This is a genomic window from Aquicoccus sp. SU-CL01552 (assembly GCF_040365005.1).
In the GTDB taxonomy this organism is placed as follows: Bacteria; Pseudomonadota; Alphaproteobacteria; order Rhodobacterales; family Rhodobacteraceae; genus Antarcticimicrobium.
In genome coordinates this window covers 58032-82640 of record NZ_BAABWV010000018.1, presented here as the reverse complement: position 1 = coordinate 82640, position 24609 = coordinate 58032, and the positions used below count along the sequence as shown (strand labels likewise).

The window sequence follows — 24609 nt, the reverse complement described above, 5'->3', positions numbered from 1 at the left end:
GAGCGCCCAAATCTATCGTTTATCGGCTCGCGTGTTTCTTGGCACCCTGATGTGGCAAGTCATGGACGCATCGGAGCACAACATGAAAGTCGGGTTCATCGGCCTCGGAAACGTGGGCAGCAAGCTGGCGGGCAGCCTTCTGCGCAACGGGTTTGACCTCACCGTACTGGACCGGAAACCGGACCTGGTGGCAAATTTCACCGCGCGCGGGGCCGGGGGCGCCGACAGTGCCGCCGCGTTGATGCGCAACAATGACGTGGTGATTACCTGTCTGCCGTCGCCTGCCGCCTCGGCCGAGGTGATGACGGAGATGCTGCCGGAGGTCGGCCCCGGCAAGACCTGGCTCGAGATGTCCACCACGGACGAGGCCGAGATCCGCCGCCTCGCTGCGCTGGTCACGCAAAAGGGGGGCGCCGCCGTCGACTGTCCCGTCTCGGGGGGCTGCCACCGTGCGGATACGGGCAATATCTCGATCTTCGCGGGCTGTGATCGCGAGACCTTCGAACGGGTTCTGCCGCTGCTGACCCGCCTCGGGCGTCGGGTGCTGCACACCGGCCCGGTCGGCACGGCATCGACCCTGAAGGTGATGACCAACTATCTCGCCACGGCGAACCTGCTGACCTGTTGCGAGGCGCTGGTCACCATGAAGGCGGCCGGCATGGATCTCGCCACCACATACGAGGCGATGAAGATCTCCTCGGGGACCTCCTTCGTGCACGAGACGGAAAGCCAGCTCATCCTGAACGGCTCGCGCGACGTGAGCTTTACCATGGACCTGATCCTCAAGGACATCGGCCTGTTTCAGACTATTGCAGAGCGCAACGACGTGCCGCTGGAACTCTCGCCGATGATCATCGACATCATGAAGGATGGCCAGGCCCGCTATGGCGAACGCGCCAATTCGGACGATATCATCCGCCGCCTCGAGGATGCCACCGGCCTGTCGATCCTGGCCGATGGGTTCCCGGCGGAACTGATCGACGACGAACCCGAAGCGCCGGGCTACGAGGTCGTCCCGCCCGGGGTCACGCGCCCTGTCGCGGCGGAGTGAGCGGCATGAGCCTCGATGCCGCATCCAACATGAGCCATTGGCAGGACCGCACCGACCTGGCCGCCGCCTTTCGCTGGACCGCGCGGCTGAACATGCACGAGGCGGTGGCCAACCACTTCAGCCTCGCGGTGAACGAGGATGGCACGCAATTCCTCATCAACCCCAACCAGGCGCATTTCGCGCGCATTCGGGCGTCGGACCTGCTGTTGCTGGACGCCAATGACCCTGACGCGTTGAACCGGCCCGATGCACCGGACCCGACGGCGTGGGGCCTGCACGGTTCCATCCACCGCCGCTGCCCCCATGCGCGCTGCGTGATGCACGCCCACTCGATCTTTGCCACGGTTCTTGCCTCGCTCGCCGACAGCACCCTGCCGCCGATCGACCAGAACACGGCGACCTTCTACAACCGCGTCGTGATTGACGAGAGCTTCGGCGGTCTGGCCTTCGAGGATGAGGGCGAGCGCTGCGCCGCGATGCTGACCGATCCGTCGAAAAAGGTGATGGTCATGGGCAACCATGGCGTCCTGGTGCTGGGCGACAGCGTCGGAGATGCCTTCAATCGGCTGTATTACTTCGAGCGCGCCGCCGAGACCTATATTCGCGCGCTTCAGACCGGGCAGCCCTTGCGCCTGATCCCGCAGGAGATCGCCGAGAAGACCGCGCGGGAGCTGGAGGACTATCCGGGACAGGCCAAGGCGCATCTGTGCGCGATCCGCCAGATCCTCGATTCCTACGCTCCCGACTATGCCACCTGACCGCAAGACACAGAGCCTGACCATGATCAAGATCACCCTGACCGACACCGGCCTGACCCTTCCGCTTTTCGCAGGAGAGACCTATTTCAACTATTGCTGGCTGCGCGACGCCTGTCCCAGCTGCATTGATCCGCAGACCCGCGAGCGCATCTTCGACGTGGCCTCGCTGGCCGAACTGCCGCGTGCAAGATCCGCGCATATCTCGGATGAGGCGCTGGTGATCGAATGGCAGGCCGAGACGCAGGTCAGCCACATCCCGTTGTCGCTGCTTGAGAGCTTTGCCACCCGTGGCCGTGCCGAGGATCCCGCCGATCTGCCGCGCACCCCGTGGTATGCCGACCACGGACCACGTTTTACCCGTGTTCCTCAACAGGCCGTGCTGAGCGACCCGGACGCCAAGGCCCGGCTGACCCGTGCCCTGATCGAGGACGGGATCGCCATCGTTACCCAGATGGAGGGCGACGAGGACAGCCTGCCGCGGCTCGTCAACGCCATCGGCCCGATCACGCCGTCGGCGGAGGGGCTGTTCTTTGACGTGCGCGTCGAGATCGAACCGACCAACCTGGCCTTCACCTCCGGGCCATTGGAGATGCACACCGACCTGCCGGGCGAAGAGGCCGCACCCGGCATGCAATTCCTGCATTGTCTGGAAAACACCGTCGAGGGCGGGTTGTCGCTGTTTCTCGACGGGGTCGCCGTGGCCGAGGCGCTGCGCGAAGAGGACCCCGACGCCTTTCGCCTGCTGGCGGACAACAAGATCCCGTTCTTCTATCGCCACGACAACTGGGACTACCGCGCCCATCAGCGGGTGATCGAAACCGACCCGGAGGGGCGGGTGACCGGCGTGACCATCTCCCAGCACCTGCAGGATGCGATGGACCTGCCGCAGGACCTGCTCGACAGTTATTATCCGGCCTTCATCAAGTTCCTGAAGATGATGCAGGAGGACCGGTTCCTGGTGCGCTTCCGCTCCGAGGCGGGGAATTGCGTGATCTTCGACAACCACCGTATCGTGCATGGCCGCGAGGGCTATGTCGCCGACAGTGGCACACGCCACCTGCGCGGCTGCTACACCGACCGGGGCGCGTTGCGCAGCACCTATCGGGTTCTGGCCAAGCAGGGCTTTGACGGGCGGACCACGGCGGAACCGGATCTGTGCAGCGCCTGAGATCGGGTCCGGGCCCACGTGCACAAAGGGTCGGTCGATCCGCGCCCCTCGGAACAATCTCCACAAACGAAAAAGGGTCCGGGTGCTTTCCCCGGACCCTTCCCGGTTCCAACGGTGGCGTCAGGCCACGAAGGGGGGCGCACCTTGATGTCCTGGTAATCCTCCAGCCCGAAGATGCCGCCCTCGCGTCCGTTTCCTTATTTCTTGTAGCGCCCGAAGGGTGGCGTCGAACGGGCCGTGTCGTTGATGGACAAGGCGTGGTGTCCTTCCGGCACCTCAGACCGTGTCGGCCAGCGCCCCCGTGTGGTGCGGAGCGGCGGCATCCTCGAGGATCATCTCGGCGGCGCGCGTGGCCAGCATCATGGTGGGCGCGTTGGTGTTGCCGGAAGTGACGGTCGGGAAGGCCGAACTGTCGACGACCCGCAGGCCGACCACACCGTGCACTTTCAGCCGGGCATCGAGCACCGAGTCCTGCGGCCCGCGCCCCATGCGACAGGTCGAGGTGGGGTGAAAGACGGTGGATGCCCGGTCGCGGAAATCCTCCATCAGGGCCTCCGGCTCACGCATCTCCGGTGCAGGGATCAGGCGGGTTTGTGTCACATCGGCAAGGGCCGGCGCGGTGGCCAGGCGGTTGATGATTTCGATGGCGCGCCGGGCGCCGTCGCGGTCATGCTCCGTCGTCAACGAGTTGGGTCGGATCAGCGGTGCCTTGCCCGGATCGGCGGAACGGATCGCGATCTCGCCCCGGCTGGTGGGGCGGCACAGCTGCGCGCTGAGAAGGTAGCCCGGCTCGCGGTCCAGAACCGGGCGCCCGTCCGGCGCGCTCCGGTAGGACAGCGGGTTGCAATAAATCTGCATGTCCGGCTGCGCCACGGCTGCGTCGCCGCGCAGGTATCCCCCGACCTGGTTGACCGGTACGCCCAGCGGCCCGCGCCGCGCGGCGAGAAAATGCAATCCGGCCATCAGGCGTGGCAGCGCCCGACCGAGGATGTTGTTCAGCGTCGGAACCCTGGCCCGGAAGATGTGGGAGATGGCGAGGTGATCCTGAAGCCCGCGCCCCACCTCCGGCAGGTCGTGCCGGACCGTCAGCCCAAGCCCGCGCAGCAGCCCCGCCGGGCCGATCCCCGAAAGCTGCAGCAGTTTGGGCGAGTTGATGGCTCCGGCGCAGAGGATCACCTCGCGCCCAGCCGCCACCTCGACGGTCTTGCCGCCTGCGCGAAACCGCAGCCCGGTCGCCCGTTTACCCTCGAAGGTGACCCGCTCGACCAAGGCGTTGGTCATGACCCGCAGGTTGGCGCGTCGTCGCGCCGGGGCGAGGAAGGCATCCGCCGCGGAACAACGCAGGCCGTAGCGCACGGTGCTGCGATAATAGCCGATCGATTCCCCGGTCGTGGTGCTCAGATCCTCGCAACTGTCCCAGCCGCAGTCCCGGGCGGCGGCGAGAAACCGCGCGGAGAAGGTGCTCATCTGGTCGCGCAGGTCGCTGACGGTCAGCAACCCCTCGCCACGCGCCCGTGGCCTGCCATCCGCGTCGCGCTCCAGGTGCTGTTCCATCCGTTCGAAGGCGGGGCGCACCCTGGACCATGACCAGCCTTCGGCCCCCGCGCGCGACCAGTCGTCGAAATCATGCGGCAGCCCACGCATGTAGGCCATGGCATTGATCGAGCTTGAGCCGCCGATGACCTTCCCGCGCGGCCAGTAGATGCGCCGCCCCTTCAGCGCGGCATCCGGTTCGGCGTGATAATCCCAGTTCAGGCGCGGATTGGCGAAGTTGACGGCATAGCCGATGGGCACCTTGATCCAGAAACGCCGGTCCGATCCGCCAGCCTCGATCAACAGTACGCGTGTTCTGCCATCGCGGGTCAGCCGTTCGACCAGCGCGCAGCCCGCCGACCCGGCCCCGACAACGATATAATCATATGCGGCGTGGTTCATCCCGCGACGCCCCCCTGTGATGCCAGCCGGTTGTGACCGCAGCGGGGCGTTGGTGACAAACAACCGATCTTGCGCCATTGGGGCGGTTCATTTTGACGGCTGCACGCTTCACCTCGTGACTGCGACATGCAAGATGGCGATGGACGCATCCGGCGCTCAACATAGAAGGTCTCTCATGCGACTGCCCCACGTGACATGGCTCAGGGCCTTCGAGGCCGCGGCACGCCACAGCAGCTTTTCCGATGCCGCAGCCGAACTGAACCTGACCCCGGCGGCGGTCAGCCAGCAGATTCGCTTGCTGGAACAGCACTTGGGTGCCGCCTTGTTCCATCGCCTGCCGCGCGGTGTCGTGCTGACCGACATCGGGCAGGCCTATGCGCTGCCGGTGCGCAGGTCCTTCTCGGAAATGCAGGAAGCGACCGATGGGCTTTTCACCGTTCGCGGCAAGCGCAAGATCCGCATCCGCGCCTCGATCAGCTATGCAACTCTGGTGCTGGCTCCGCGTCTGAAGGCCTTTCACGACCTGCATCCCGACATCGAGATCGCCCTGTCCACCGCCGTCTGGTCCGATCGGATGGACCACGAAACCATAGACGTCGATATTCGCTATGGCACCGGCCATTGGAACGAACCGGACATCTGGAAACTCGGGGACGAGGTCGCGACCATCGTCTGCCACCCGGATCACCTGCGGTCCTTTGGCGACGCCCCCCGCATCCAGGATGTGCTGGCCGCCGGGATCGTCCCGGTGCTCGGCTCCGAGATCGAATGGCGGCGCCTGTCGGACCGGTTCGAGCTGGACTGCCCCGAGCCGCCGGTTTGGCTCAGGGCAGACTCCTCGTTGATCGCACTGCAGTCGGTTGCGACCGGGTTCGGAACGGCCCTGATACACAAGAGCTTTTCACGGCCATTCCTGGATCGGGGGGATCTGGTGTCGCCCTTTGACTACGGCCTGCCGATCCGTGAGGCTTATTACGTCGTGATGCGTCAGGATGCAGGCCGCAGCGACGAGATCGAGGCGTTGCGGTCCTGGCTGATGGACGGGATGCCGGGGTAGGTCGGCGACAGGGGGGAGGTTGCGTTCACCGCGATGTTTCGCCGCCCTAGCGCCCTTGGGGCAGGGACGGGATAGGGCGCCAAGCCGTTCGGCGGACCCGGCCCGCGCCACCTCCCGCAAGGCCCTTGTGCCGGCTTGCAGCCTGACCGGGACTCACGGTGGCTGATGACGCGTGAAAAGGATGCGGGATACTGCGCAACTGGCATCCATCGAATCCGAACGATTGACAAGACGGCTTCCAAGCCCCAGTTCGCCATGATGAAGACCCGTTCCAAGATTCTGCTGTTCTGGGCCAGGACCAGTCTGGTCCTGCTGCTGTTGAGCGCGGGTATTTTGGGGGACACGGTTCGCCCGCATCTGACCGTTGCGCCCGGCGCCGAACAGATTCAGCTGACGGAGGTGCATCGGCCGGGGATGCCGCCGGACGATTGCGTGCAATCGCTGCGTGCCCACCACGCGGCGCCCCCCACCGGAAGCGGTGTGGATGGCGCGCCCACAACGGCGTCAGAGCCGCTGTTGCCGCCCGAGCACCGCGTTCTGCAACTGGCCGCTCCGAGGGCGCCGCCGCGCGTCGTGCAAAGCGTTGCCCGGGCCCACTGCACCCGTGCGCCCCCCACTGACATGATCTGATCGCGCGGGATCGCCTCCTTTCGGGGGGCTGTCCGCGCATGCCGTCCTGACGACAACGACAACACGGAACGGACAGAGACGCTGCGGCCGCGTGCCGACCTCTGTCGCGGAGAGATCATGAAACGACCACCATTGCTTAAACGCATCGGCGTTTGGGGCATCTGCCTGCTGTGCCTGTGGCTCGCCCTGCCCAATGCTTTTTACGCGCGTGTCGACGCGTACAACCAGACCACCGAAATCGAAAACATTACCGAAAACAGCTGGCCCGGCTGGCTGCCGTCCTCGCTCATCCATCTGGGGCTCGACCTGCGGGGTGGGGCGCATCTGCTCGCCGAAGTCGATGTGCCCGGCGTGATGGATCAACGCCTTGCCGCGCTGTGGCCCTCCTTGCGCGATGCCCTGCGAGAAGAGGGGGGGAACTCCGTCCTGGTCCGGCAATTGCAGGCGCCGTCCGGAGAGATGCGCATCGCCGTGTCCCCGGCCAGCTTTTCTACCCGCGCGGCCGGGATCGCGGCGGGCTTCGCCACCGATATCGTAGGGGGCAGCGGTCTGACGTCCCCGGATCTGGAGGTCTCTACGGACGCCGGCGTACTGAAGGTGCGGTATTCAGAGGCGGGCACCGAGGCCCTGACCGAACAGTTGGTGTCGCAAAGCCTGGAAACCATTCGTCGCCGGATCGACGAGACCGGAACACGGGAGCCGACGATCCTGCGCCAGGGGGCGGATCGGATCGTGATCGAGGTGCCGGGGGTCTCCGATGCTGAGGCTCTGAAGGATCTGATCGGAACCACCGCGCAGCTGTCGTTCCACCGGGTCCTGACGACCGCAGGAGGGACCGGGGACGCGTCCCTGACCCTGCCGCAGGCAGGGGAACCCGGGGTGACCTATCGCCTCGATCCCAGGCCGGTGGTGTCGGGAGAGCATCTGACGGATGCGCAAGCGAGCTTCGATCAGAACGGGCACCCGGCGGTGTCGTTTCGTTTTGACAGCGCAGGCGCACGGGCATTCGGGGCGTTCACCGCAGCCAATATCGGCAGCCCCTTTGCCATCGTGCTGGATGATGAAGTCCTGTCGGCGCCGGTCATTCAGGACCATATCGCGGGCGGCAGCGGCATCATTTCGGGGCAATTCACCGTGGACGAGAGCACGCAGCTGGCGACCCTGCTGCGGTCAGGCTCGCTTCCGGCGAAACTGACCTTTCTGGAGGAAAAGACGGTTGGCCCGGAGCTTGGCAGCGACAGCATCGCCGCGGGTCTGAACGCCGCCCTGATCGGGCTGGCGGCGGTCTGCGTTCTGATGGTGGGCTGCTACGGCGGGCTGGGGCTGGTGGCGGTGGCCGCACTGGCGATCAACATGGTCATCCTGATGGCGGTGCTGACACTGGTGGGGGCGACGCTGACCTTGCCGGGGATCGCGGGCATCGTTCTGACGCTGGGCATGGCGGTGGATGCCAATGTGCTGATCTTCGAGCGCGTGCGCGAGGAACTGCGCCGCGAGCGCAACCTGTGGCGCGCGGTCGGAAACGGTTTCGACAACGCGTTCTCGTCGATCCTGGATGCCAACCTCACCGGGTTGCTGACCGCCGGGCTGATGTTCTGGCTGGGGGCGGGGCCGGTGCGCGGCTTTGCCGTCACCCTGGGGCTGGGAATCCTGACCTCCATGTTCTCGGCATTGGTGGTCACGAAACTCATCCTGCAAAGCTGGCTGGACTGGCGCCGTCCGGCGCAGTTGCCCCTGAACGGGGTGTTCCGGTTCCTTGGGCGGCAGCCGGTGATCGATTTCTTCCGCTTGCAATGGGTGACGTTCGGTGCCTCGGCCACGGCCATGCTGGCCTCGGTCCTGCTGATCGCAACGCTTGGCCTGAACCTCGGGATCGATTTCACCGGTGGAACCAGCATGCGGATCGAAACACCGCATGTCCTGAAGTTGGAGAATTACCGGGACGCGTTGAGCGACCTGGGGCTTGCCGACGTGGCCGTGTCCGAGGTGTTCGGTGCCGGCGGTTCAGGTGACGCCCATGTTGCCAACCTCCGCCTTGCCGCCGAGAGCGCGGACGGTGCCGCGCTTTCGACCGACCAGGTGCAGGCGGTGCGCGCGGCGCTGTTGCAGGTGGATCCGGACCTGAGCTTCACGGCAAGCGAAAGCATCGGTGGAAAGGTATCTCCGGAACTGGTTCGCGCCGCCATTCTGGCGATCGCGGGTGGGGTCCTGTCGATCCTCGGCTATGTCTGGCTGCGGTTCGAGTGGCAGTTCGCGGTCGGGGCGGTGGTTGCCCTCACCCATGACGTCTTGCTCACGCTGGGATTGTTCGCGCTGCTGGGGTTGAAGATCGACCTGGCCTTTGTGGCGGCCTTGCTGACGATCCTTGGCTATTCGATCAATGACACGGTGGTCGTCTTTGACCGGGTGCGCGAGAATTTGCGGCGCCATGCGGCGATGCCGTTGCGGGGCCTGCTGAACCTGTCGGCAAGTGAAACCCTGAGCCGCACCGTGCTGACCTCGGCGACCACGCTGGTCGCCTTGCTGGCCTTGCTGGTGTTCGGCGGGGATGTGATCCGCGGCTTTGCGCTGGCGATCACTTTCGGCGTTATCGTCGGCACCTATTCCTCGATCTATGTGGCCAAGAACATCGTTCTTTTCCTGGGCGTTGACCGCAGGAGGCCCGAGGCCCGCAGGCCGGTGGGCCAGTACGACCACATCGAAGCGTAGATCACTTCGCCCTGTCCGTTCCGCAAGGACGAACGGGCAGGGCGCGCGCATCGCGATCCAGTCCGGGGCAAGACCTTTGAGTACCGATTTCCACACCCGCCGCCACCCGCGTGAGGCTTCGGCACAGCATCCGATCGTTTCGGGGCAAGCCGTCGAGCACCCACGACAATCCTGCCAGGCGGGACAACACCCGCGAGACATGCTTGAAGCCACGGACCATCCAAGGGGGCGTGGTTCGGGGGCGGGCCATCCTCGGACGGAAGCCGCCAAACATCCACGATTGTGGCGTGTAGTCGAGCCCTGAGGCGCTTTTGTGCGCAATGGGCGAGAGAGGGCGACGTTCAGCGGCCACAACGGGTCGCGGGAAACCCCTCGCGCCTGTCGCGGGATCGGGATATGCAGACGCGATGCAGACAGGCGATGAATACGAGATCTTCCTGGTGGCCCTTCCAGGGCTGGAACCGGCACTCTGCGACGAGGCGCGGGGGCTGGGGTTTGCCGGGGTGCGGATCGTGCCCGGCGGGGTGGCGCTGCGCGGCGGCTGGCCCGAGGTCTGGCGCGCCAACCTGTGGCTGCGCGGGGCGACGCGGGTGCTGGTGCGGGTGGGGGAGTTTCGCGCCTTTCACCTGGCACAACTCGACAAGCGCGCGCGCAAGTTTCCCTGGGGTGATTTCCTGCGTGCCGATGTGCCGGTGCGGGTGGAGGCGAGCTGCACACGCTCGAAGATCTACCACGCCGGGGCGGCGGCTCAGCGGGTAGCCCGTGCGATCTCCGAAGAGCTGGGCGCGCCGGTGGTCGAGGGCGCCGACGAGGGCGCGGTACGGGTGATGCTGCGCATCGACGACAACCTTTGCACGCTGAGCCTGGACAGCTCGGGGGCGCCGTTGCACAAGCGCGGGCACAAGCAAGCGATGGGCAAGGCACCGCTGCGCGAGACCATGGCGGCGATGTTCCTGCGCCAATGCGGTTATTCCGGGACAGAGACGGTGCTGGACCCGATGTGCGGCTCGGGCACCTTCGTGATCGAGGCCGCCGAGATCGCCGCCGGGCTGGCACCGGGGCGAACGCGGGCCTTTGCCTTCGAGCGGTTCGCCGGGGTCGATGCGCAGAGCTGGGCCGCGATGCGGGTCGAGGGCGGCGTGGCGCGCGATCCGGGGCTGCGGTTTCATGGCTCCGACCGGGACGCGGGTGCGGTGCGCATGTCGGGCGAGAACGCCGGGCGGGCCGGGGTGGCCGGCTGGTGCGACTTTGCCCAGATGCCATTTGCCGATGTGCAGCCCCCGGAGGGGGCGCCGGGGCTGGTGATGGTGAACCCGCCCTATGGTGCGCGGATCGGCAACAAGAAGTTGCTTTACGGGCTGTACGGGGCGCTTGGCAACATGCTGAAGGCGCGGTTCGCCGGTTGGCGCGTCGGGCTGGTGACCAGCGAGGGCGGGCTGGCCAAGGCGACCGGGCTGCCGTTCAAATCGCCCGGCGCGCCGGTGGCCCATGGCGGCATCAAGGTGAAGCTGTATCGCTGCGGTCCGCTGGGCGATTAGCCGCAAAGCATGGCCGGGGTGGCGGCATCACGCCGCTTGTCGAAGGGTGCCGATTTCCTCGGCGAGGTCGGCGCAGAGCGCGCGCATCCGCCCGGCGTCGGTTTCACGCTGGGCCTGGATCTTGAGGCCGAAGATATAGGTCTGAATCCGTTGCGCCAGGCGATCCGGGTCGCAATCTTCGGGAAGTTCCCCGAGGGCCTTGGCACGGTGGAGGGCCTCGGACAACATCCGTTCCACCTGGTCCAGGTGGGCGGTGACCACATTGCGTACCGCGGTGCCGCGCGGCACCTCGAGCAGGGTTTTCACCAGCATGCAGGCGGTCGAGGGTTTGTCGCAGGGATCAAGCTGGGCCATTCCCCTGAGATGCGCCTGCAGCGCCGCGAGCGGCGAGGGCGCGCTGTCGATCACCCCGCGCAACTCCTCGGCCGTGCGGTCGGCGTAGCGGTCGAGCGCGGCCTTGAACAGGGTCTCCTTGTTGCGGAAGGCGGCGTAGATAGAGCCGGGGCGCATTTGCAGCGCCGCTTCGAGATCCTTCAACGAGGTGGCGTTGTACCCCTTGGCCCAGAACAGGTTCATGGCGGCATCAAGCGCGGCGTCGCGGTCATATGAGGCGGTTCTGGACATGGGGCCACTCTAGACCGTTTTTTTTCCCGGTTGAAGGGTGTGGCTGGTTTTAATTGAGCGGTCACTCAAACGTGATTTGAGCAATCGCTCAAGAAAAGTCAGGTGTTGGGCATCGACGCGAAACCCATGAAAAAGAGAGACACCCGATGACCAAGTTCGAACGGTTCGACGAAACCACCGCCCCCGAGGCCGCCGTGCCGCTGCTCGAGAAATCGAAAAAGGCCTTTGGCCGTGTGCCGGGCCTGCATGCGGTGATGGCCGGGTCGCCGGCGCTGCTGGAGGGTTACCAGGTGTTGCATCGGCTCTTTGCCGAAGAGACCGCCTTTGACGCCGACGAGAAAACTGTCGTCTGGCAGACCATCAACGTCTATCACGCGTGCCACTATTGCGTTCCGGCGCATACCGGCATCGCCAAGATGATGGGAGTCAGTGACGAGGTTTCGAACGCGCTGCGCGACGAGACGCCGCTGCCCAACGACAAGCTGGAAGCGCTGCGGACCTTCACGCTGGCCATGCTGGACAGCCGCGGCAACCCCTCCGACGCGCAGCTCGAGGCGTTTTACGCGGCTGGTTACGGCGAGCGGCAGGTGCTGGATATCATCCTCGGCTTGGCCCAGAAGGTGATGAGCAACTACACCAACCACCTCGCCGACACCCCGGTGGACGCGGTGATGCAGAAGTTTGCCTGGACTCCCAAGGCCAAGGGCTGAGAGGGGCCGAAAGGCTTGCTCTGACGACGACGGGCGCCCCGATGACGGGCGCCCGTTTCCTGTTCGGTCGGGTGGCTCAGCGCTGTTGCGGTTGCGGCAGGGTCTTGCGCAGGGCGTCGGCGTCGACGCCAAGGCGCTGCGCGACCTCGTCCAGGTCGGCGCCAGGACCGCCGGCGGCTCCGATTGCCTGCATCAGCGCCTCGGGCGTGATCCCCAGCGCGGCGGCGGCCTCGTCAAAGCCGGGGGGCAGGGCGCCCGGTTCTCCCTTCGGCGGGGCCAGTCGGGACACCGCGATATCGTCGGGCGCCGAGGGCGGAGTGGAGCCGATGCCGGCCCGCGCCGTGGTCACGAAGTTATCCAGCGCGGTTTCCCCGACAAGGCAGGGCGGCAGGTTGGGGAAAACCGCGCTGGCGTGGTAATGATAGGTCAACCCATGTTCGGTGGCGCCGACATGGCTGTGGCAGGCGTCGAGATCCTGCGGTACGCTGCCATCGGCCTCGCGGCTGCCGTAGATCGGGAAACCGTCGAAGGCATAGCCGAACATCGCCGCGCTGTCCTGGAGCAGGGCGCAATCCGCTTCGATGCCCTCGATCTCGAACACGGTTTCGATATCTGTGGCGGTGGCATGCCAGTGGTACCAGCCGCCCGGGTCGACGTGGCCGCCGCAGACATCCAGCGCCGGCATGTGCCCGGTGGACTGGATGCTAGGCGCGTCGGAGAGGATCGGCGCACCGTCCAGTGCCACGCCGACCTTGCCCACCGTCCCCAGCATCCGCGGGCGATCGGCGATCACCGGTGTGGTGGGCAGGAGCATGGTGATGGTCACGCTCTGGTCCGGCGTGACGTTAATGCAGGCGTGCTCCTGTTCGGGCCGGGAGGTGGCGTTGTCGATCGTGTACACGGTGCCGTCGTCGTCGAAAAAGCGATAGCCGAGGTCGTCCATCATGCGCAGAAACCTTTCGTCGATCCGGTAAAGCCCGGCGTTCTCACCGTCCCAGGGCCAGATGCCGCCGCTGCCCTTCAGGGTTGCGGGGCAGAAGGGGCCGATCGGCAGACCCTCGGGTTTGTAGCCCACGGTGATCTTGTAACAGGTGGTCTCGGCGCCGTTCCGCAAGGTGCAGAGCGTGGTTTCCAGCGGCGCCTTGAACGGGGCCGTGTCAAAGGCAGCGTGATCCGGATGCGCCTCGGCCGGGGCGGCGGAGGTCAGCAATTGAAGCAGGATGCTGACCGGGTGAAAGGGGAGGGATCCGCGCATGTCTCTGATCCTCAGCCCTTGGATCCAGTATCCTTGGGGACGCAGGCGGCGGGGGCATTGTCGTCGGGTGCGTGGCAGGTGCCAGTCACGCTTCCCTCGGGGGCATCGAAGCTGCAGGCGGCGCCGGCTGACTTGCCGGTGCAGGCGTCCATCGCCTCGCGCGGGGGGCGACCGCCGTCGGGACCGGATTGGGCAAGGTAGAGGGACGGCTCGGCGGTGTAGCGTTCTCCGCCCAGCAGCACCGTGGCCATGGCCCCACCAAGGGACATCGTGCTGGCGACCATCAGGATCGCGGCGACCCTCATGCGCTTGGGGAATGTGTCGTTCATCTTCTCTGCTCCTGTTTCCTGGCGCCTTTCTCGGCGCCTGCCCCGGGTCTACCGGGCAACCGGGGAGCCGGATTGCAGGAAATGTGAAGCGAGGATGCAGAGGCGAAATTTTTCCGGTGCGTGGCTATTCCGCCCCGTCCGGATCGAAGGCATAGCCGACGCCATAGACCGAGCGGATCGGATCGAGGTCCGAGGCGGCGGCGATCTTGCGACGGATGTTGCGGATATGGCTGTCAATGGTGCGATCGAACACCTCGGCATCATCGGGAAAGGCCAGGTCCAGAAGTTGCTCGCGCGAGAACACGCGGCCAGGGCGGGTGGCCATGGTGTCGAGCAGTCGGAACTCGCGCGGGGTCAGGTCCAGCCGGTGCCCGTCGACAGTGGCGCGCCAGGCCTCCCGGTCCAGGTGCAACCGCGCCGGGGCCAGCGGTGCGGTGTCGCCGCGCTCCAGCGTCGGGCGACGGCGCAGAACCGCCTTGATCCGGGCCACCAACTCGCGTGGGGAATAGGGTTTGCACAGGTAATCGTCGGCGCCCAGTTCCAGCCCCAGCAAGCGGTCGATCTCCTCGACCCGGGCGGTGGTCATGATGATCGGAAGGTCGCTGGTGGCGCGGATCTCGCGACAGATCTGGAGTCCGTCGGTGCCCGGCAGCATGATGTCCAGCACGACAAGGTCATAGCCGCCGTCAAGCGCGGCGCGGGCGGCGCCGGTGCCCTCGATCCGCCGGTCGGCCGCCATGCCCGCCGCCTGGAGGTAATCGTGCACTACATCGGCCAGGGCGGTTTCGTCCTCGACGATCAGGATGCGGGAGCGGGGTGCGGTCATCGGATCAATCCTGTGACAGGGAAAGCTGGACGCGAATGCAAAGCCCGCCGAGATCGGAGGGCGTTGCGGTGATCGTGCCGCCATGCGCCTCTACCAGCGCGCGGCAGATCGCCAGGCCGAGGCCCGAGCCGCCGTGGCTGCGCGCGCGCGAGGTCTCGCCGCGCCGGAACCGGTCGAACAGTTCGGGCAGGGTTTCGTCGGGCGGGCAGGGGGCGGTGTCGCATACCGTGATCTCGGCCTGGTTTCCGATCGGGTGACAAGAGACGGTGATCCGCCCCGGTGCATCGGTGTAGCGGCAGGCGTTGTCGAGCAGGTTGTCGAGCACCTGGCGCAGCCGCACCGGGTCGCCTTGCACGGTCAGCGGGGTCGCCTCGGCCTCGGTCACCTTCAACCTCAGGCCGGCCTCGCGCATTCGCGGGCGCTGGTCGCGCGCCGCCGCCCGGGTCAGGGCACAGAGATCGACCGGCACCGGCGCCAGTTGCAGCCGTCCCTCGTCGCTGCGGCTGATCAGGGAGAGGTCCTCGGTCAGCCGGGTCAGCCGCATGACCGCGTCGTGCATGATGTCCAGCATCTTGGGCGTGGTCGGGCGGATGCCGTCCTGCTGGGCCTCGATCTGGGCGCGCAGCACGGCCAGCGGGGTTTTCAACTCGTGCGAGGTGTCAGAAACCCACTGCCGTTCGCGCTGGCGGCTGGCCTCGAGGCTTTCGGCCAGCGCGTCGTGGTCGCGCATCATGCGGCCCAATTCGTCCCGGCGGGTGGCGTTCAACCGGCTGGACAGATCGCCCGAGGCCAGCCGGGCGACGTGATCGCCGATGCGCCGGATCGGGGCGAGGAATTGTTGCGCCGTGAGCCAGGCCACCACCGAGGCGCAAAGGAGCGCGATGAGCGCGGTCAGCCCGATGACCCGGAACTGCCGCGCGAGAAAGGCATTGTCCGAGGGTTCGGGATTGGCGCCCACGTGGGTCAGGCGCAGGGTGCCGATCACCGTGTTGTCAGCATTGCGCAGGGGACGGTCCGCATGGGTGGTTCCGTTGATCACCCCGCCGGCGATCAGCCTCCCGTCGGGGCCCAGCAGCGACAGGCGATCGGGCAGGGGGACAGGCCCCTGGCCGCCGGCGTGGCGCTCGGGGGGCGGTCCGCCCGCGCCGAAGGCAGGGCCAGAGCCAGGGCCAGCACCGGGCGGGCGCGCCCGACGGGGCACCATGTCTTCCAGAAGGTAGACCCAGGCGTCAAAGTCGGACAGTGACGGCCAGCCGGCGCTGGCCTCCGGGTGCTGTTCCAGCGTTGCGACCAGTCCGTCGAGCTGCGACAGTTCGCTGTCCAGGAGATAGCGCGAAAATCCCGCGCGCATGGAAAAGGCCACGGCGCCGGCCAGCAGCAGCACGGCGAAGAGCACCGGCAGCACGACGGCGACGAAGAGCTTGCCGGAGAGGGAAAGGCGCGACCAGATCATGGCCCCGCCCTTATGCCGCGAATGTCGACGGAATATGAAGGCAGTTTTTCGCGGCGGCGCCGGTTTGCCGGGGCGGAGGGCGTCTAGCGCCCGATCACGATATCGGCCCTGAGCCCGCCGAGTGCCTCGCTCTGGTCCAGCCGCAGCGCGCCGCCATGGGCGCGGGCGACGTCCTTGGCGATGGCCAGTCCCAGGCCGACGCCGCTGCCCCGGTTCTGGTTGCGGGCCGGGTCCAGCCGGGCAAAGGGTTTCAGCGCCTCGTCGCGCTGTTCGGGGGGGATGCCGGGCCCGTCATCCTCGACCCGGATGCGCAGTACCTTGTCGCTCAGCGTGACAGACACCACCGCATGTTCGCCGTAGCGCACCGCGTTGTCGATCAGGTTGTCCACCGCGCGGCGCACCGAAAGCGCCTTGAGCGGCACCTCGCCGGTGCCGCGCAGCTTGCCCAGCCGCACCGGCTTTCCCGCCCGCTGGGCATCGTCGACGATGCCGCGCACCAATGCCACCGGGTCGGTCGGCTCGGGCTCTCCCGCCGCTGCCCCGCGCGAGAAATCGAGGAAGGTGTCGAGCAGCCGTTCCATGTCATCGACATCGCGCAGCAGTGGTGCAGCCTCTGCCTCGTCAAGCATCGACAGCCCCAGCTTCAGGCGGGTCAGCGGCGTGCGCAGATCGTGGCTTACCCCTGAAAGCATCAGCGTGCGTTGTTCGATCTGCCGCTCGATCCGCGCCCGCATGTCGAGAAAGGCATGCCCCGCCGCTCGCACCTCGACCGCACCGCCGGGGTGGAACGGCGCCGTGCGCCCACGCCCGAAGGCTTGCGCCGCATCTGCCAGCCGGGTGATCGGGCGCAGCTGATTGCGCATGTAGAGAAAGGAGATCACCGTCATCAGCAGGGCGAAGAACACCATCGTCACGATCAACTGGTGCGGCGTGCCCACCGTGACCCGGCTGCGGTGAAAGCTGATCTCCAGCGGGCCGTGGACCGTCCGCTGGAAAATCTGGACCGAGGAATCGTCGTTGAACCGCACCGCCAGGATGCCGGGAAGGGCCGCGCGCAGCAAGGTCCGTACGTATTGTCCCGAGAAATCGTACCAACGGAGGTAATCCGCCGCCGGCACCTCGTCGCGCGGGGGGAAACGCAACTGCATCTGTAGCGCCGGCAGCAGCGGTTCCAGCCCGTCCAGCGCGGCCTCTGGCTCCGGTGCGGAGTCGACGCGGGTGGTGATGAAGGCAACTTCGCGCTCCACCGTGCCGGTCATCTGCCCGATGATGCCCTGCAGGTGGTTCTGGATGAAGGCGACCGAGACCGCCAGCATGAGCACCACAACCGGCAACAGCAGGATCAGGGCGGTCCGGCCATACAGGCTGCGCGGCATATAGTGTTTGAGCCAGTGGAACGACATGGGCTAAGCCTAGAGCGCAATCCGGGGACTGGAAACCGGTTTCGGCCCGAATTGCGCGACAAAACAATGCTATAGAATGGCGTTACCAAGGAGCAGACCAGATGACCCAGCCCCCCGACGATTTCGATCCCGCCCCAGGCGAAGCGGTTTGGCTGGCCGACGGGCTGCGACGGGTGCTGGCACCGAACCCCTCGCCGATGACCTATCGCGGCACCAATACCTATCTGGTGGGCACGCGCGAGCTTGCCGTCATCGACCCGGGCCCGCGCGACGCGGCGCATCTGGAGGCGATCCTGGCTGCGCTGGAACCGGGCCAGAGCATCAGCCATATCGTCGTTACCCATACCCACCTGGACCATTCGCCGCTGGCCGGCGTCCTGTCCGAGCGCACCGGCGCGCCGGTGATCGCCTATGGTGGTGCCGAGGCGGGGCGCAGCGCGGTGATGGCGCAGCTGGCCGCGGCCGGGTTGGCCGGGGGCGGCGAGGGGATCGACCGGAATTTCTCCCCCGATGTCACCGTCGCCGACGGTGCGCGGATCGAGGGCGACGGCTGGACGCTTGAGGTCATCCACACCCCCGGCCACCTGGGCAACCACATCGCGCTGGGCTGGGGCGAGATGTGCTTCACCGCCGATCACGTGATGGGTTGGGCCAGTTCGCTGGTGTCGCCGCCGGACGGCGATCTGACCGATTTCATGGCCTCCTGCCGCAGGCTGCGGGCGCGGGGCTGGCAAGTCCTGCACCCCGGCCACGGCGCCCCGGTTACCGATGCTGCCGGACGGCTCGACTGGCTGCTGGAACACCGGCTGGCGCGCGAGACCTCGATCCTCGAGGCGCTCGAGGACGGCCCGGCCACCGCCGCCGAGCTGGCCGCGAGGATCTATACCGAGACGCCCGTCGCCCTGCTGCCGGCGGCGGAGCGGAACGTCTTTGCCCACCTTGTTGATCTGGGTGGACAAAACCGGGTCGAAGCCGAGGGCGCGCTGGCCGCCAAGGCGCGGTTTTCCCGGCTGTCCTGACACTGCATCGGGGTGGTGAAATTTTTTTCCGATAAGCTGGAAAACCCTCTGGACGCCCGAGATTCCGATTGCTATACGGCGCGAACCGTTCCGGCGTAGCTCAGCGGTAGAGCAGTTGACTGTTAATCAATTGGTCGTAGGTTCGATCCCTACCGCCGGAGCCATAAAAAGCCCTTAAGTCTCAGCGACTTGAGGGCTTTTTTGATTCTGGGGAAGTTGTGCGGTTTTGCTCTGGGGTAACGTCTGGGGTAACAGAACTGAGGCATAGAAAAAGGCCGGGAACCTTCGCCCCCGGCCTATGTCTTGGTGGTGATCTAGCTCTACTACCGCCCGCCGTTCGTCACTTCGCTCAATCTTTGCATGGCATCACTGACACCGATCAGCGCGTCACGGTGCCGGTGCAGTCGCTTGGGCATGTCGTCTTGCGTGATTTGCCACACCACCACGTCAAGCGCGTCGGCTAGGTTCTGCCAGTCGGACAGTTGCGCGCCAAGATTGTGGATCTCATTGCTCAATCGGGTTTCAAGGCTTTTCTCGGTCATGCTGCGGCCTCCTTTTCAAACCGGCTTTCCATGCACTCAATGTCGGATGCGAGTTGATCCGCGCGGCGAATGGCGTCCTCAATGATTGCGGGAAGCGCCCCGGCGGCGCGGCGTTCGTCAATCGAATCACCAGCCTGTGCAAACTGGTGCACCAGAACGTCGATGCCGCCCAGAAGGCCGGATAGGTGAACGGCCTCGTTTTGAAGATCTGATAGGGTTTTCATGCGTCACCGCCTTTCGTTGACTGAGTTTGGATGCGCGCCAGATCCTCGGCCATCTGGTCCGCCTTTCCCTCGATAAGATCGGCCAGGGGATAAACCGCGTTCATGGTGTCGCCCCCTTGTGTCAGCAGGAAGTTAAGGCCCTGCACTAGCCCGTGAAGCTGGATCGCCTCTTGGGTTGCGTCTGGTAGGTTGTCAGCCATTGAGTCATTCCTCCTTTGTGGTAATGTTCTCAAAAGGAACAATACGGAATGTTCTAAAATGGAACAAGTGAAAATTTCTGAGGCGCAGATTAGAGCAGCGCGCGGATTGCTGGGATGGTCACAAGCGGCGTTAGCAGAGCACGCAGGCGTTTCGTCAATGACTGTTAAGCGTGCTGAGGGTTCTGGGTCGCCTTACCCCGCACAAGGCGCCTTGAATGCCATACGCGCCGCGCTCGAATCCGGCGGGGTGCAGTTCATCGAAGAGAACGGGGGCGGGCCGGGGGTCAGGCTCAGGAAGTAGGGCAGGGGTTCTCTTTTTTCCTATCGGAAAACTTTTTCTATACAGGTTTTAGATAATCAATGGGGGGCATCGGTTTCCTAGGCCAACCCGGTCAAGGAACGGACGCCCCCCCTATGCCGCCTATATCGTCACACTCTGCGGCCCGCTCTTGGTGCCCGCTACGCCGCTGGTGTTGATCGGCTCGGCCCAATAGCTCCAGCCGCCGGAGCCTGGCGCGGTGTCCGTCCAGGTGTCCGCCGTGTTCGGTGCGCCGTATTCCGTCCTGATCAGAACCGCGTCGTTAAAGTCGGTGCTGTCGTCCGCGCGATAGATGCGGGTGGCGGAATAGTTCGGGTCATTCGGCGCAGTGAAGGCTAGATCAACGTCACTGCCGTCAACGGTCGCAGAGAACGCGTCAAGAATCGCTGGCGCGGTGCTATTGGCGATGACGGTGACGGACGGAATGGGCGAGGTATCAGGTGCCCAATTCCCAACCCGGTAAGAGCCGGTACGGTTGCGCGCCTGATACTCGTATTCCCCGCCATCCAGAAGGCCAGTAACAACGACCTGCGTCTCGCCCTCGGGCGCGGTCGTGACCTGCCAGTCGGTTTCGGTCGTCAGTCGATACCGGACCTGTTGCACAAGGCTGTCGTCAGCCGCCGTCCAGGAGAACGCCACGCTGCCGCCATCCACCGCCGTAGCGGTCAAGCCAGACACATCAGGGATGTCGTCGTTGCTGGTCACGCTGCTATAGGTCGGGCGCGTGGGTTCCTCGGTCGCTGCGTCGAAATCGAAGTCAGAGGCGTTGACCGAGTTCGCGGTTACGCTGAATTGCGACACGCCCTCGCGCACCAGTTCGCCAACCTCGAAATACTCGTCTATGCCCATTTCCTCATGGACAAGGCGGAAGAACCGCTGTCCTAGAAGCTCATAGCCCATCATTCCGATGGTGGCCTTTAGCTGGTATTTGGCCCGCTTGGTCTTGGCGATACGCTTGGCAATCCGCGCCGCTTGGTTGTGGTTGTTGATCATGTAAAGCTGCGGCTCATCGCGCACTGCTTTAGCAACATCATTCTCGACCCAGACCCCGGACGGGGTTTCCCGCCATGCGTTCTCAGGCTCCATGTAGGTAACGGCCACCTCATCAACCGCGTCCGCGCCCCACTGGCCCTCGGTCAGTTCCAGCGCAAAGAAGTCGTCAGCCGAAAGCGAGACGGTCGGCTCGATCCACCGGCCCAGCTTGAACCCGGCTTTACCGTCCGCCCGTTCGTAGATGAACGCGTCACAAGCTGCCGCCATCTGCGCCCGCTGGTCCTCAAACTCTTGTTCGTCGCTGATGGTGCCGTTGATCGTCCAGAGTGGCTGTGTCTCGCTCTCTGCATTGGTGACGGTCGTGTCGGCAACGTCAGCCTCGGTCGCGACCTCATCCCAATCAACATCGCGCCCCAGCCGGTTGACGATCCAATGCGCCAGGACAAGCGCCGCGTTGTTGCTGTACCCCGTGCTGTCGGTGCGCGGGTCGTAAATGTCGTTCGCCCCGTCTATGACAGGCGCATAGGCCCATTGCCGCCCGGTCGGATAGATGTTGCTGAAAGACGATTGAGGCGGTCTCTTGGCCCAGATCACCGCACCCGCCAGCCCAGCGAAGTCATGCGCCGAAGTGATCTCGGTGAAGGCTGAGACAAGCCCGGCGTTCGCTGTCTGCCCGCTCGCCCCATCCAGCGTGTCAATCCGCCCATAGCCGCCGATTGGCGAGGTGTCGATATTGGTCAGGCTGGTGTCGGTCTCGCTGTTGAGCGTAACGACACGCTCATCTAGCCAGTGTTCAACGAAGCCTTCGATTTCATGCGCGGCGAGGATCGGCACATAGTACCGCTTGCTGTCTGAAAACCCGGTGAATCCCAGAATGCCGCCTTTGCGTGTCCGGCCATATGCATATTCCGCGTAGGCTTTCGGCTGAGCAAAGTTGACCATTCGCGCCGAAGGCGGGGGCATGTCCGGCGCGAATAGCTTGTTTGCGAGGAACGAAAGACCAATGCCAACGGCCGTTCGCACCACAAAGCCGCCAAACGCCGATGCCGCGAACAAAGCGCCAGAGGCATAGGTCGCCGCGTATGTCGTCGCAAGCGCGGTGCCACCAGCAACGCCAAGCGACCCTGCGACAAATGCCACAGCCTGGGGGGATGCATAGACAGGATCAGGCGTCAGCGCAGTCGTCCCAAGCAGCGCCAGAACCATCAAGCTACGTTTCATGTCCAGCCCCTACAGAAATTTCGCCCAAGGATCGTCTTCGGGGTCTTCCGGCGTCACCACGTTCTGCCGGGCAATCGGAGTTGCGCCCAAGCTGACTAGGTGCATTCGCAGTTCCCGAATATCTGCCGTCGATATGTCGCCACCGGCTTGAACCCGCGCCCGAAGCGCACAGGCTGACGCCAGGAGCGCCCTGTCGCTGTCTGCCAGCCAAGGAAGCTCTTGGGCGAACGCGCGCCATGCGGCCCGCTCTGTGGCGCTGAGGTGCTTAGGCGGATCGCCCAAGGGTTTCGTCTCGGGTTCGGAGCGGTCGCGGTATCGCTGCGGGTTCTTTGCCGCCGCGCCTGTCAGCACGGCCTTTTTTAACGGGAGTCTGGCGGTCATTGCTCTTGCCTCTGGATTTTCTGACTGTGGATGTGTGCGAAAGCCGGGGCCGTCGGTTTTGTCTATTGGCCTCAGCAAGTAACGGAAGCCCCCCCCTTCATATCCGCGACCATTCGAGCGCGGCAGGCACGGGCAGGGATGCGGTAAAGGTCACGTCAGGGTCGGATGTGTGCCCGTACAGGATTATGGCTGCGCCATCCTCGCAAAGCACGGCGTCGACCTGCTCAATGCCAAGCAATTGCTCATCGAGAGATTGACGAAAAGCCATCAGTATCGCGTCACTCGTTTTCATGTCGGGTCTCCAATTCCTTGATGCGCTCTTCCTGCCAGCGCAGATGCACGACGATCTCGGCCATCTGTTCGGCATAGCCCGCAGCGTGTGCCTTGCGTACCTCTGCTTCGGATCGGCCCGTCGCCGCCGCCGTGCGCTTCACGATGCCGTCGAGGTGATCCCTCACGGCCTTCTCGCGCACCGCTTGTTGCTCATCCGCTGACAGGTGCCGGGGGTAGGGGGGGATGCTGCCGGGCGCGGGTGCTGCCTTCCGGGTATCGGTCAGCCGCTTAACCTCAGTGATTCCGGCCTCTGGGTTCGCCGCAACCGTGACCGCGCTCGTTTCAATGATTTCCCATTTCTTGAAACGCAGTCCACCGCCGGGAAGTGGTTCGGCCTCACGTCCGATGAACCCGACCGAAAGGCCCTTGATCAGCCCCGCGCGGATCATTCGCCACGCCTCGTCAATCTTCGCGGTTGTCCCTTCGGGCGCAATTTGAGCGGCGATGTAAATGCCCTGCGGCGTCACTCGCGCGTCGGTGATCTCGCCAAGCGGCTGCGTGTGGTCGTGGCCTAGCAGCAATGGAAACGGCAGTTTGAATTCCGCCCCTTCCGGTTCCAGAATGTCGCCCTGCCTATCCGCTGTCGGGGTCGATGCGATGCCAGCGATGCGGCGGGCCTCATTGTCGGCCCGCTTCACCTGAATCACCGCATGGGCGCGCTGCATATCCTTTGCGATCTCCATCACGATCCGCCTTCATCGAAGGTGATAAACGCGGCAGAATTGTCGCGCACCGGCTCAAGTCCGAGATGAACCACATACTTCATCGCTACGCTGTCGGTCTGAAACAGGCTCACGACGCTGTCGCTGCCAGTTGGGGTTGTCGTGTCGTTCGTCGGGTCGGTTGCCATTTCAACCACCGCCTCATCAGTCGAAACGATCTCAAGGCGGTCTAGGTTTCCGCCGATTGCCGCTGCATCGACCAGCCCCATCCGGCTTCCGGTGAAACCACTGGTGATCACCGCCGGGATCTTCGCAACCTGGCCCGAAAATGGATTGAGTTCTTCGTCGCCGACCATTGCCAGCATATTCGCGGCTGTCGGAGACACGGCCCAAACCGGATTACCAGCCGCGCGGGTGTGCACAGAGTTCAAAGCGCCCAACATTGCCCCACGCAGATCGTCAATGTCTGGAAGCCCGCCTAACGTCGTGACCGTCTCGTCGGACGTACCGGAATCAGTGAGTTTTGCGAAAAGGAAGTTATCGCAGGCTGTGGCGATTGCCGCGCGCATTTGGGTGTTGACGAATCCTTGCCCTGCCGCCGTTGCATCCGCCCAAAGTTCTTTCGTCAGAACCAACGCCGCCGCGATCTTTTCGCGCTCAACAATCAAGGGATCATCCCAATCCAGATCGGTAACGGGGATCGGTTTTCCGCCGGTGACGACCGCCGCCGTGGCATCCATTCCGACGCTCATCAGGCGGGTGTTGAAGGGCACTCGCAACGCCCAGCGTTCCGCAAAAATGCGGGCGAGAACGGATTGGGTGCGCATTTGAGAAATGAAGGCTGTAACCGCCGCAGATGCCCCGGACAATCCGGGTGCGTCGCTGGAAACCTCAGCGCCAACCGCAGCTTTGATTTTTGCCGCCAATTCGGCGGGTGCGCCAAGTCGTCGTGCTGCACCTTCAATGGATTCAATATCATGGTGAAGCCCCATCGCTTTTATGCGTGACATCCACGGGACTAGCGCCGCATTGGACACCTGTTCCAAGCTGGCAATTTGTCGAGAAAAGTCAGACACTGTTTTATTCTCCTTTCAAGCGTTTCGCTCATCAATTTCGGTCGGGATGAAAATACCATTCATAGGATTCAGACGAAACGGGCAGGGCGGTTTCAGATCACGCGAAACCGCAATACCCGTACCCCCATTTCAGAATTAATCTGTGTGAAAATGAATGGGGGGCATGGGTCGTGGCGAGGACGGCCAATTTATG

24 protein-coding genes and 1 tRNA gene are annotated in these 24609 nt (G+C 64.8%); 10 read left to right on the top strand and 15 right to left on the bottom strand.

Annotated features, from left to right (window positions below):
• The first annotated feature begins 82 nt into the window (after positions 1-82).
• From ABWV23_RS18730 to ABWV23_RS18720, 3 genes are read left to right on the top strand one after another with little or no spacing between them, the layout of a single operon-like run.
• The gene (locus ABWV23_RS18730) at positions 83-1051 is read left to right on the top strand and encodes an NAD(P)-dependent oxidoreductase (RefSeq protein WP_353350505.1); all 969 of its coding nucleotides are present in this window, start codon (positions 83-85) and stop codon (positions 1049-1051) included.
• A gap of 5 nt (positions 1052-1056) precedes the next feature.
• Positions 1057-1809: a class II aldolase and adducin N-terminal domain-containing protein gene (locus ABWV23_RS18725; protein ID WP_353350503.1), complete on the top strand. Its 753-nt coding sequence runs from the start codon at positions 1057-1059 to the stop codon at positions 1807-1809.
• 22 nt (positions 1810-1831) lie between these two features.
• A complete protein-coding gene (locus tag ABWV23_RS18720; RefSeq protein ID WP_353350501.1) occupies positions 1832-2977 on the top strand; it encodes a TauD/TfdA family dioxygenase in 1146 nt (381 codons plus the stop codon).
• A gap of 276 nt (positions 2978-3253) precedes the next feature.
• Here ABWV23_RS18720 and ABWV23_RS18715 read toward each other — a convergent pair whose 3' ends face one another.
• The gene (locus tag ABWV23_RS18715; RefSeq protein ID WP_353350499.1) at positions 3254-4912 is read right to left on the bottom strand and encodes a GMC family oxidoreductase; all 1659 of its coding nucleotides are present in this window, start codon (positions 4910-4912) and stop codon (positions 3254-3256) included.
• Between the two features lie 175 nt (positions 4913-5087).
• Here ABWV23_RS18715 and ABWV23_RS18710 point away from each other — a divergent pair, with 175 nt between their 5' ends.
• The 4 genes from ABWV23_RS18710 (at position 5088) to ABWV23_RS18695 (ending at position 10846) form a co-directional block, all read left to right on the top strand.
• Positions 5088-5969, top strand: a complete 882-nt coding sequence (locus tag ABWV23_RS18710; RefSeq protein ID WP_353350497.1) for a LysR substrate-binding domain-containing protein — start codon at positions 5088-5090, stop codon at positions 5967-5969.
• Positions 5970-6134: 165 nt separating this feature from the next.
• Entirely contained in the window at positions 6135-6599 is a 465-nt protein-coding gene (locus tag ABWV23_RS18705) for a hypothetical protein (RefSeq protein WP_353350495.1), read from the top strand.
• Between the two features lie 117 nt (positions 6600-6716).
• Positions 6717-9308, top strand: a complete 2592-nt coding sequence (gene secD / locus ABWV23_RS18700) for a protein translocase subunit SecD (protein WP_353350493.1) — start codon at positions 6717-6719, stop codon at positions 9306-9308.
• A gap of 407 nt (positions 9309-9715) precedes the next feature.
• Positions 9716-10846: a THUMP domain-containing class I SAM-dependent RNA methyltransferase gene (locus tag ABWV23_RS18695; RefSeq protein WP_353350491.1), complete on the top strand. Its 1131-nt coding sequence runs from the start codon at positions 9716-9718 to the stop codon at positions 10844-10846.
• A gap of 27 nt (positions 10847-10873) precedes the next feature.
• Here ABWV23_RS18695 and ABWV23_RS18690 read toward each other — a convergent pair whose 3' ends face one another.
• A complete protein-coding gene (locus tag ABWV23_RS18690) occupies positions 10874-11470 on the bottom strand; it encodes a TetR/AcrR family transcriptional regulator (protein ID WP_353350489.1) in 597 nt (198 codons plus the stop codon).
• Positions 11471-11616: 146 nt separating this feature from the next.
• Here ABWV23_RS18690 and ABWV23_RS18685 point away from each other — a divergent pair, with 146 nt between their 5' ends.
• On the top strand, positions 11617-12180 hold the full coding sequence (locus ABWV23_RS18685; RefSeq protein ID WP_353350487.1) for a carboxymuconolactone decarboxylase family protein: 564 nt from the start codon (positions 11617-11619) through the stop codon (positions 12178-12180).
• Positions 12181-12256: 76 nt separating this feature from the next.
• Here the strand turns inward: ABWV23_RS18685 and ABWV23_RS18680 are convergent, their stop codons facing one another.
• From ABWV23_RS18680 to ABWV23_RS18660, 5 genes are all read right to left on the bottom strand, one after another.
• Complete coding sequence (locus tag ABWV23_RS18680; RefSeq protein ID WP_353350485.1) at positions 12257-13435, bottom strand: YHYH protein; 1179 nt, start codon at positions 13433-13435, stop codon at positions 12257-12259.
• Between the two features lie 11 nt (positions 13436-13446).
• Positions 13447-13764 (bottom strand): hypothetical protein, encoded by a 318-nt coding sequence (locus tag ABWV23_RS18675; RefSeq protein ID WP_353350483.1) that lies wholly within the window; start codon positions 13762-13764, stop codon positions 13447-13449.
• A 124-nt stretch (positions 13765-13888) separates the two neighbouring features.
• Positions 13889-14590 carry a response regulator gene (locus tag ABWV23_RS18670; RefSeq protein WP_353350481.1) on the bottom strand — a complete coding sequence of 234 codons (702 nt, stop codon included), beginning with the start codon at positions 14588-14590 and terminating at the stop codon, positions 13889-13891.
• 4 nt (positions 14591-14594) lie between these two features.
• On the bottom strand, positions 14595-16043 hold the full coding sequence (locus tag ABWV23_RS18665) for an ATP-binding protein (protein WP_353350479.1): 1449 nt from the start codon (positions 16041-16043) through the stop codon (positions 14595-14597).
• An 83-nt stretch (positions 16044-16126) separates the two neighbouring features.
• Positions 16127-17446 carry an ATP-binding protein gene (locus ABWV23_RS18660; RefSeq protein ID WP_353350477.1) on the bottom strand — a complete coding sequence of 440 codons (1320 nt, stop codon included), beginning with the start codon at positions 17444-17446 and terminating at the stop codon, positions 16127-16129.
• A gap of 101 nt (positions 17447-17547) precedes the next feature.
• Here ABWV23_RS18660 and ABWV23_RS18655 point away from each other — a divergent pair, with 101 nt between their 5' ends.
• Both ABWV23_RS18655 and ABWV23_RS18650 read left to right on the top strand, forming a co-directional pair.
• Positions 17548-18465: an MBL fold metallo-hydrolase gene (locus tag ABWV23_RS18655; protein ID WP_353350475.1), complete on the top strand. Its 918-nt coding sequence runs from the start codon at positions 17548-17550 to the stop codon at positions 18463-18465.
• Positions 18466-18554: 89 nt separating this feature from the next.
• Positions 18555-18629, top strand: a tRNA-Asn gene (locus ABWV23_RS18650).
• A 159-nt stretch (positions 18630-18788) separates the two neighbouring features.
• Here the strand turns inward: ABWV23_RS18650 and ABWV23_RS18645 are convergent.
• From ABWV23_RS18645 to ABWV23_RS18610, 8 genes are all read right to left on the bottom strand, one after another.
• Entirely contained in the window at positions 18789-19007 is a 219-nt protein-coding gene (locus tag ABWV23_RS18645; protein ID WP_353350473.1) for a hypothetical protein, read from the bottom strand.
• Entirely contained in the window at positions 19004-19231 is a 228-nt protein-coding gene (locus ABWV23_RS18640; protein ID WP_353350471.1) for a hypothetical protein, read from the bottom strand. Before ABWV23_RS18640 ends, ABWV23_RS18645 begins: the two co-directional genes overlap by 4 nt.
• On the bottom strand, positions 19228-19431 hold the full coding sequence (locus tag ABWV23_RS18635) for a hypothetical protein (RefSeq protein WP_353350469.1): 204 nt from the start codon (positions 19429-19431) through the stop codon (positions 19228-19230). Before ABWV23_RS18635 ends, ABWV23_RS18640 begins: the two co-directional genes overlap by 4 nt.
• Before the next feature lie 421 nt (positions 19432-19852).
• A complete protein-coding gene (locus tag ABWV23_RS18630) occupies positions 19853-21964 on the bottom strand; it encodes a phage tail protein (protein ID WP_353350467.1) in 2112 nt (703 codons plus the stop codon).
• A 9-nt stretch (positions 21965-21973) separates the two neighbouring features.
• The gene (locus tag ABWV23_RS18625) at positions 21974-22345 is read right to left on the bottom strand and encodes a hypothetical protein (protein ID WP_353350465.1); all 372 of its coding nucleotides are present in this window, start codon (positions 22343-22345) and stop codon (positions 21974-21976) included.
• Between the two features lie 97 nt (positions 22346-22442).
• Entirely contained in the window at positions 22443-22637 is a 195-nt protein-coding gene (locus ABWV23_RS18620; RefSeq protein WP_353350463.1) for a hypothetical protein, read from the bottom strand.
• The gene (locus ABWV23_RS18615) at positions 22624-23361 is read right to left on the bottom strand and encodes an HK97 family phage prohead protease (protein ID WP_353350461.1); all 738 of its coding nucleotides are present in this window, start codon (positions 23359-23361) and stop codon (positions 22624-22626) included. The genes ABWV23_RS18620 and ABWV23_RS18615 overlap by 14 nt, the downstream gene beginning before the upstream one ends.
• The gene (locus tag ABWV23_RS18610; RefSeq protein ID WP_353350459.1) at positions 23361-24416 is read right to left on the bottom strand and encodes a phage major capsid protein; all 1056 of its coding nucleotides are present in this window, start codon (positions 24414-24416) and stop codon (positions 23361-23363) included. The genes ABWV23_RS18615 and ABWV23_RS18610 overlap by 1 nt, the downstream gene beginning before the upstream one ends.
• Between the last annotated feature and the right edge of the window lie 193 nt (positions 24417-24609).